This window comes from Neobacillus drentensis, assembly GCF_036965645.1.
Taxonomy (GTDB): Bacteria; Bacillota; Bacilli; order Bacillales; family Cytobacillaceae; genus Neobacillus; species Neobacillus drentensis_D.
In genome coordinates this window covers 1-8,703 of record NZ_JBALPZ010000092.1, presented here as the reverse complement: position 1 = coordinate 8,703, position 8,703 = coordinate 1, and the positions used below count along the sequence as shown (strand labels likewise).

The window sequence follows — 8,703 nt, the reverse complement described above, 5'->3', positions numbered from 1 at the left end:
TATCCGATCCAATCAACATTGTCTCAAAATCAACAGTAACCTTTAACATAGCCAAAAAGAAAAAATTCGTGCCCGTTAAGAGCACGATTTCTTAATTTACACTAATGTAATCTTTCGCAACAGTGTATTCACCAATGGTTCTAAACCGATTATAACGATCTGTTATTAGTTCTTCTTCAGATAGTTTTAATAGGTCTCCTAGTGATGCTTTCAGTACGTTTTCTATTTCCTCTGCCTGCTTTTTAACGTCCTTTTGTGCTCCACCTTTAATCTCTGGAATAATATCATCAATAATCCCCAGTTCTTTCAGGTCAGGAGCGGTAATTCTCATTGTTTCAGCAGCATTTTTAGCAAGGGATGCATCCTTCCATAAAATAGCGGCTGCTCCTTCAGGAGAAATTACGGAGTATGTTGAATTCTCGAGCATATATATCCGGTTGCCAACGCCAAGCGCCAAAGCACCACCGCTGCCGCCTTCCCCAATCACAATGCAAATAACCGGAACTCGAAGCCCCGCCATTTCAAATAGATTGCGGGCAATGGCCTCACTTTGACCACGTTCTTCAGCCGCTTTTCCTGGATAAGCTCCCTTTGTGTCAATAAAGCAAATAATCGGGCGATTGAATTTATCAGCCTGTTTCATTAATCGCAGTGCTTTTCGATAGCCTTCTGGATGGGGCATACCAAAATTTCTGCGAATATTTTCTTTCGTATCTTTTCCCCGTTGATGTCCAATCACCGTTACAGGTAATCCTTTAAACCTGGCAACACCGCCAACAATAGCCTCATCATCGGCAAAGGTACGGTCACCATGGCATTCAAAAAACCCTTCAAAAAGATAAGAAATATAATCAAGTGTTGTCGGCCTGTTGGCAAGACGAGCGATTTGAACTCTGTCCCACGGTTTAATATTTTCATATATATCCTGCTCTAATTTTACAAGCCGGGCCTCTAACTTTTGTATTTCTGAGCTTAAATCAACATCCGCTGTTTTCGTGAACTCTTTTATTTCAGCAATTTTCTTTCTTAACTCCACAATTGGGCGTTCGAATTCTAATTCTCCTACCATTCGAGTTCACCTCCTGGCTGATGAATTTCTAATATGTTGGTAATTTGTTCAACCATTTCGAGACGCGGAAGAATCGCATCAAGCTGACCATGTTTTAAGAGAAATTCTGCTGTTTGGAAGTCCTCCGGCAATTCCTCACGAATCGATTGTTCAATCACTCTTCGTCCCGCGAAGGCAATTAATGCTCCCGGTTCGGCAAAGTTATAATCCCCCAAGGAGGCAAAACTTGCAGAGACTCCACCAGTTGTGGGGTGTGTCATAATCGAAATAATGAGGCCGCCATTATTACTAAATTTCTTTAAGGCAACACTTGTTTTCGCCATCTGCATCAAACTCAGGGCACCTTCTTGCATTCTCGCGCCGCCTGATGCAGTAAAGATAATAAATGGCACCGACAGTTCATCAGCTTTTTCAACTGCTCGAGTTATCTTTTCACCGACAACGGAACCCATACTTCCCATACGGAAAGAGGCATCCATAATGGCCAGGACAATCTTATGACCGTTAACGGACCCCATGCCAGTTACAACGGCTTCGTTTAGGTTGCTTTTTTGCCGGTCTTTTTCAAGCTTTTCCAAATAGCCTGGAAAATTAAGAGGATTCATTGAAACTATTTCCTCATTTAATTCTTCAAAACTTCCTTCGTCAATAAAACTATCGATGCGTTCTTTTGCCGTCATTTGGAAATGAAAGCCGCAATGCAAGCATACCTTTGCGTTTTTCACCAATTCTTTTGTATACATAATTTTCTTACATGAAGGACACTTAGACATAATTCCTTCCGGCACGTCGTTCTTTGCCGTTTCCGGAATGGTTGCATATTTTTTCTTTTTTGGTTGATTTTTTGTAAAAAGATCTTTAAGCGCCAAATTAAAACCTCCCTTGTGTAACGCGACCTGCCAATGGCAAGATTCTCCAATTATTGCTATTATAGAAGTCTTTCTATCCTGCCTTCACTTCATACCTGTTGAATTCCAACATGGTCAGACCAGTATTAGACTAAAAAATAGCCTCCCTAACAGGCTTGTATACCCTTCACTATAAAATAAACATAGTTCAAAATCTGTTAGTATTTGTCGGTAGAGTTTGACAAATTCCGAAGTTTTTTATACGCAGATAGTGTTTTTTCAAGATTTTTTTCGCCTAAAGCGTTTAATAACATTAAATAATATTCCCGTTTGTGGGTTAGATGATTTTCTTCTAGTGAATGATAATACTCTTTTAGTATGGACCATAATCGCAAAAGCAAGTGGTTATCGGACAGCTCCACTATTCTCTGAAAAAATTCATCATCAGAGAAATGTTCTGTTATTTCCACCCAATTCTTTATCAGGGTTATTTCCTGATTATCCGCTTTTTGAAGTGCTAAAAGCAAGCAATCCATTTCAATATAGCTTTTGGTTTCAAACACATCTCGTTTTGCCTTTTGATCCTGCAAAATAAATGTACTTAATAGCTGGACAAGCTGATGACCGCGAAAATCTCTTATATAGGTTCCCTCGCCTCTTCTTGTCTCAATCAAACCAAGTAATTCTAATGCTCTTAGTGCTTCGCGAACTGAAGAGCGCCCGAAATTCAGGCGCTCCGATAATTCACGTTCAGATGGGATTTTATCACCGGTCTTGAGACCGTCAACCGTAATCATTTCTCTTAATTGCTTCACAATCTCTAAATAAACTTTGGAATTCGTCACTTACGAAATCACTCACTTTTACCAATGATTGCGAGCCTATGTGTTCTTTCCTTAATTTCCTCTGGGTCAACTTTAAGACGTGCTACACCTGTTTCCATTGCGGCCTTGGCAACAGCAGCAGCTACATTCGGTGCCACTCTTGGGTCAAAAGGTGCTGGGATGACATAGTCTGCATGCAGTTCTTCCTCGCTAATTAATCCGGCGATTGCCTCTACTGCTGCCACTTTCATCTTTTCATTTATATGTGTCGCACGCACATCAAGGGCTCCACGGAAAATCCCCGGGAATGCCAGGACATTGTTTACTTGGTTCGGAAAGTCAGATCGACCGGTTCCGACGACACTTGCCCCTGCTGCTTTAGCATCTTCCGGCATGATCTCTGGGTCTGGATTCGCCATAGCAAAAATAATCGAGTCTGAATTCATAGAAGCTACCATTTCCTTGGTTAGTGCCCCTGCAACCGATACTCCGATAAATACATCAGCACCTTTAATCACATCGGCAAGACTTCCTTGTTGATTATCTCGATTCGTGAATTTCGCCACTTCTGCTTTGACTGAATTCATTCCTTGCGGGCGTCCTTCATAGATCGCACCTTTTGTATCACACATGATGATATCTCTGACTCCGTAGTTATACAACAACTTAATAATAGCAATCCCGGCAGCACCTGCTCCACTTGCAACTACCTTGATTTCCGTCATTTTCTTTCCAATCAGTTTTAGGGCATTGACTAGTCCTGCTACAGTAACAATGGCTGTCCCATGCTGGTCGTCATGAAAAATAGGAATATTAGCTTCCCTTTTCAATCTTTCCTCAATCACAAAACAGTTAGGAGCTGCAATATCCTCGAGATTCACTCCTCCAAAGGTTGGCTCTAACAGCTTAACCGTTTCAACAATTTTATCCACATCTGTTGTGTTTAAACAAATTGGAAAGGCATCCACACCTGCAAAGCTCTTGAAAAGAACCGCTTTTCCTTCCATAACTGGAAGTGCTGCTTCTGGACCAATATTGCCAAGTCCCAAAACTGCTGTACCGTCAGAAACAACGGCCACCATATTTCCTTTCATGGTATAATCATAAACAGTTTCTGGTTTTTCATAGATGTCTTTACATGGCTCCGCCACACCAGGTGAATAGGCTAAACTTAAATCATGAGCATTTCGAACTTGAACCTTTGATTTTGACTCTAATTTCCCCTTATGAATTCGATGCATATGCAATGCTTCTTCACGTAAAGTCAAGAACTGTCACCCCTAAAAGAATATATATATATAAATATTAATACCCGATAACTAATTGCCCGCTTTAGTGGTCAGACCACACTTGTCTCTTTATCACTATAACATATCTAGGAAAGTTGTAAAGAATTATTCCTTTAAGACCACGTTTTTTGACCCTAAAATATCACTAAGTTTTTGTAGTACATACGGTTCAGGTTTCACCCTATACTCGTCACCTAATCTAATCGTTTTTCGTTCAACTTCATAGTGAAGCACTACTGGGGTGGTTCCTTTATTTTCTTTTAAAAGCTGATTTATTTTTTGAAGGGACGTTTCATCCCTTCCTGCAGATACTTTTAAATATAAAACAGCCTGCTGCCTCGAATTGGTACTAAGCCACTGCTCCATTTCAAACACCTGCTGGATAATAAATTGCAGTATGTTCTCTCTCTCTTCCACCTTCCCCACCAGAAGCACAAAGCATCCTTGTTTAAGCAATACCTGATACCTTTTATACACATTAGGAAAAGCTACGGCCTCCATTTCACCGCTCGAATCACTTATTGTTAAAAAGGACATCGAGTCTCCCTTTTTTGTACGAATTGCTTTCATGGTTGATATATAGACACCGGAAACCGCACTTCTCATTTCCGGGCTTAATTGGTAGAGCAGCAAGGCACCGCTGTCTTTCAGTCTTTTCTCATAAATGGATATGGGATGGTCTGATAAGTAAAAACCAAGTGCCTCTTTCTCAAAGTTCAATTTATTTTCAAGGCTAATGGGGTCCACATGGACGTATTTAGGCTTTGGTATCATGTCATCCTCGAACAAGGCAAATTGGTCTGCGTCATCCGGTTTAAAGATTTGAGCATGCTCAATAGCCACGTCTAAACTGGCTAAAAGAACAGCACGATCTTCACCAAACTCATCAAAAGCACCGGAATGAACCAGGAATTCAAGCGTTTTTCGGTTAACTGCTTTAGCAGAAACTCTGATACAAAAATCAAATAAATCATCAAATCTCTTTCGTTTCCTTGCCTGAAATATCTCTTTCAAGGCCGCTGCGCCAACATTTTTAATAGCCGCCAGGCTATATCGAATGCCGCTTTTTTCAACCTGAAAAGAGTATTTGCTATGATTAATGGAAGGGGGGAGGACCATAATCTCCTTTTGCCTTGTTTCCATGATATATTGAGCAATTTTTGTATCGTTCCCAATAGCTGAAGTAAGGAGCCCAGCCATAAAATGTACGGGAAAATTTGCTTTTAAAAATGCCAGCTGATAGGCAATCATACTATAAGCGACTGCATGGCTTCTATTAAACCCATAGTTTGCAAACCGGACAATGAGATCATATATTTCATTCGCCAGCTCTTCCGAGTATCCTTTTTTTATGGCTCCTTGAACAAAGTGATAGCGCTCCTTGTCCAACACTTCTTTTTGTTTTTTTCCAACTGCCCTCCGCAAAAGATCTGCTTCACCGAGTGAAAAACCAGCCATTATGGAGGCAATCTGCATGATTTGCTCTTGGTACACAATTACCCCATAAGTATTCTCTAAAATGGGCTCAAGATCGGGGTGTGGATATTCAACAGCCGCCCTGCCATGTTTCCGGTCAATAAAGAGTGGAATGTTTTCCATTGGGCCCGGCCGATATAAGGCATTTACTGCTACGATATCCTCAAATCGAGACGGCTTTAAACGAATGAGCACCTTCCTCATTCCCTCGGATTCAAGTTGAAAGATCCCTGTGGTTTCCCCTCGAGCGAGTAGTTCAAAGGTGTTGGTGTCTGCCAGCGGCACCTGACTAATATCAATTTTCCTTCCTGTATCACGATAAATAGAAGATAGAATGGTTTCAATCAGCGAAAGGTTCCTAAGTCCAAGAAAATCCATTTTTAGTAAGCCAATCTCCTCGAGGTGTTCCATTGAGTATTGGGTTAAATGAACATTTCCCGACCCTCGTTGAATTGGGATTAATTCCACCAGAGGCTTCTCACTAAGGACAACGCCGGCAGCATGTGTGGAAGTATGGCGCGGCAGCCCTTCAAGCTTTCGAGCTGTGTCAAAAAGCCTTTTATTTAGCGGCGTTTCCTTTACAAACCTTCTTAATGGTTCTGATTCTTTATAGGCGGCTTCCAAATCAATCCCTAGGCGGGAAGGAACCAATCTTGATAGATACTCCAATTCTTTTGTATTTAACCCAAAAGCTCTGCCTACATCCCTTAATGCCGCCTTTGCTGCAAGTGTACCAAATGTAACAATTTGGGCCACATGCATTTCCCCATATTTTTTAGCAACATAATTAATTACTTCGTCCCGCCGGTGATCAGGAAAGTCGATATCAATATCGGGCATTGAGATTCGTTCCGGATTTAAAAAGCGCTCAAATAATAGATTATGCTCAAGCGGATCCACATCTGTAATATACAGAACATAAGCAACGAGCGAACCTGCTGCCGAGCCCCTTCCAGGTCCAGTTAAGATATGATGATCACGCGCATATCTCATAAAATCCCAAACAATTAAAAAGTAGTTACTAAACTTCATCCGTTTAATCACGGCGAGTTCAAAGGTCAATCTATCTAAATACTCCTTGCCTGGGTTGGGAAAACGTTCATACAATCCTTTTTGGCAAAGTTGATCCAAGTATTCCTCAGCTGGAAGCCCATTTTCGGTTGGGAATGCTGGTAAATAGGTTTTATTAAGTTCAATATCTACCATACAACGAGCGGCAATCTTCAGCGAATTTTCTAAGACTTCCGGATAGTCTGAAAAGCTATCGACCATTTCCTTGGCACTCTTCAAATAAAACTGATCGCTATCTAATTTTTCTCTATGCTCATCCTGGAGTTTATCACCATTTTTAATGGATAATAAACATTCGTGGGCGAATGTATCTTCTTTTTCTAAATATTGGACTCTGTTTGTGGCTACAAGAGGGATGTTATCTTCCCTAGCAATCGTAAGGAAATGTCTGTTTACCTTGCTTTCAGCTTCAAGCTGATGCTGTTGAACGGATAAAAAGAAATTGCCGTTTCCAAAAATGTTATTCAGTTTATGGATTAGCCTGCTTGCATACTCCACATCTCCGTTTAAAAGTGATTGTTCAATTTCACCTTCTAAACCAGGAGTAATGGCAATCAGACCCTTGGCATAATGCTTCAGCCATTTAAAGGGTATCCCATTTTTAGACTTGGTTTGGATTGCACTTGATATTTTTAATAGATTTTTAAATCCTTCTTCTGTTTCGGCTAGTAAAACAAGAGGAAAGGCAGCATTTTCAGTCGATTCACTTTCAACATCCGCCGTTAAACCAATAATCGGTTTGAGTTTGTTCTTCTTGCAGAGTTTATAAAATTCTATCGTTCCGTGCATCACATTCCGATCGGTTAAGGCAAGGGCTGTGAACCCTTTGCTGATAGCATTTTCAATTAAATTGGGTATAGATGCCGTACTCGTCAACAGACTGTAGGCACTATAAACCTGAAGGTGAATAAAAGACATAACGTCACACCGTTTCTTAAAAAAGTTTCATTAAATTAATTATAGAGCTTTAATGAAAAAAAGGAAAATATGTTCTTATTTACAGAAAAGCGGAAGCGCCTTGGTCAGGGGCGACAGGCATAAGACGAGACGACGGGAAGGCTGTTCTTTAGCCTTCTTGACGGATTGGCTTATGACCCCGAGCCCCTAGGCGCTGGAGCTAGACAACTAGAAAAGCGGAAGCGCCTTAAAAAAAGGCTAAGAGTTATATAATTGCTGAAACACATATTCCTAGACCTTTGTCCATATAAATGAATATAACAATTTATAAGGGCGGTTTGCGCATGAAAGAAATAGGTTTTTTTCCTGCTTTTATTGAGGGCTACTTTATAGCGCTAGGTGTCGTACTTGGCGGTTCCTTAATTGGAGGAATTGCTTCCTTTTTAACTGGACAACCACCACTTACGACCGTCTACCGTTTGTCCTCCGCACTAAGAATTTGGGCAATTGTTTCTGCGATTGGCGGAACATTCGATGCAGTTTACACATTTGAAAGAGGTTTATTTAACGCGGATACAAAGGATCTTTTTAAACAGCTATTACTCATTCTTTCTGCCCTAGGGGGAGCCCAAACAGGTGCGCTCATTATTAATTGGTTAACACAGGAGCATATATCGTCATGAGAGTCCCGCAATTGTACCGAAAACCCGGCTGGCAGCGATTTTTTGCTGGTACAGCCGTTGGAGGAGCGATTAGCTGGTGTATCTTTCTATATATTTACGGTGTTTGGCAGGAAGAAAATACGGAGTTAATCCGTAAACAGCAACAGGAGATTGTGGACCTAAATAAGGAAAAAATAATTTGGCAGCAAGAGTATAAGGAAATTAATCGCCGCAAAATTGAACAGCTTACGGTTCAGAAAATTAATATCAAAATCACAAACGCCGAAAAATATAAGCTGGACTCGTTGAGCGTGCTTGAAACAGAAGATTCCGTTCATGATGACATCAGTATAATGCTCGCAAAAGATATTGAAACGGTTTATAAAAGTAAAGACTTGATCAAAAAAATCATTGAAAACAAACAAGTAAAAATCAATGATAAAAGATACAAATTAAAAGTGAAAGAAATGGTGATTTATACAAACTTAACGATTTATTTAGAAATAGATTTTGAATAAGAAAAGCGGAAGCGCGTTGGTCAGCCCTGACAAGCATAAGACGAGCCGG

At 40.5% G+C, this 8,703-nt stretch carries 7 protein-coding genes; 2 read left to right on the top strand and 5 right to left on the bottom strand.

The genetic code is table 11. The features are described from left to right. Positions 1–91: 91 nt before the first annotated feature. From accA to dnaE, 5 genes are all read right to left on the bottom strand, one after another. Positions 92–1,069: an acetyl-CoA carboxylase carboxyl transferase subunit alpha gene (gene accA / locus V7266_RS17935; protein WP_335469620.1), complete on the bottom strand. Its 978-nt coding sequence runs from the start codon at positions 1,067–1,069 to the stop codon at positions 92–94. Next, positions 1,063–1,938, bottom strand: a complete 876-nt coding sequence (gene accD, locus V7266_RS17930) for an acetyl-CoA carboxylase, carboxyltransferase subunit beta (RefSeq protein ID WP_335469619.1) — start codon at positions 1,936–1,938, stop codon at positions 1,063–1,065. The genes accA and accD overlap by 7 nt, the downstream gene beginning before the upstream one ends. 197 nt (positions 1,939–2,135) lie before the next feature. Then, positions 2,136–2,762: a FadR/GntR family transcriptional regulator gene (locus V7266_RS17925; protein WP_335469618.1), complete on the bottom strand. Its 627-nt coding sequence runs from the start codon at positions 2,760–2,762 to the stop codon at positions 2,136–2,138. An 8-nt stretch (positions 2,763–2,770) separates the two neighbouring features. Continuing rightward, entirely contained in the window at positions 2,771–4,009 is a 1,239-nt protein-coding gene (locus V7266_RS17920; protein WP_335469617.1) for an NAD(P)-dependent malic enzyme, read from the bottom strand. 126 nt (positions 4,010–4,135) lie between these two features. Beyond that, positions 4,136–7,495, bottom strand: coding sequence for a DNA polymerase III subunit alpha (gene dnaE, locus V7266_RS17915; protein WP_335469616.1), 3,360 nt, complete (start codon positions 7,493–7,495; stop codon positions 4,136–4,138). Positions 7,496–7,818: 323 nt separating this feature from the next. Between dnaE and V7266_RS17910 the strand changes: the two genes are divergently transcribed. Both V7266_RS17910 and ytrI read left to right on the top strand, forming a co-directional pair. Further along, a complete protein-coding gene (locus V7266_RS17910; protein WP_098532796.1) occupies positions 7,819–8,157 on the top strand; it encodes a YtrH family sporulation protein in 339 nt (112 codons plus the stop codon). After that, positions 8,154–8,654 carry a sporulation membrane protein YtrI gene (ytrI, locus tag V7266_RS17905; RefSeq protein ID WP_335469613.1) on the top strand — a complete coding sequence of 167 codons (501 nt, stop codon included), beginning with the start codon at positions 8,154–8,156 and terminating at the stop codon, positions 8,652–8,654. Before V7266_RS17910 ends, ytrI begins: the two co-directional genes overlap by 4 nt. Positions 8,655–8,703: the final 49 nt, after the last annotated feature.

What these genes read in the sequence shown, in the direction of transcription:
- accA (WP_335469620.1), bottom strand. Translation starts at nt 1,069, where the DNA reads ATGGTAGGAGAATTAGAATTCGAACGCCCAATTGTGGAGTTAAGAAAG.
- ytrI (WP_335469613.1), top strand. Translation starts at nt 8,154, where the DNA reads ATGAGAGTCCCGCAATTGTACCGAAAACCCGGCTGGCAGCGATTTTTT.
- dnaE (WP_335469616.1), bottom strand. Translation starts at nt 7,495, where the DNA reads ATGTCTTTTATTCACCTTCAGGTTTATAGTGCCTACAGTCTGTTGACG.
- V7266_RS17910 (WP_098532796.1), top strand. Translation starts at nt 7,819, where the DNA reads ATGAAAGAAATAGGTTTTTTTCCTGCTTTTATTGAGGGCTACTTTATA.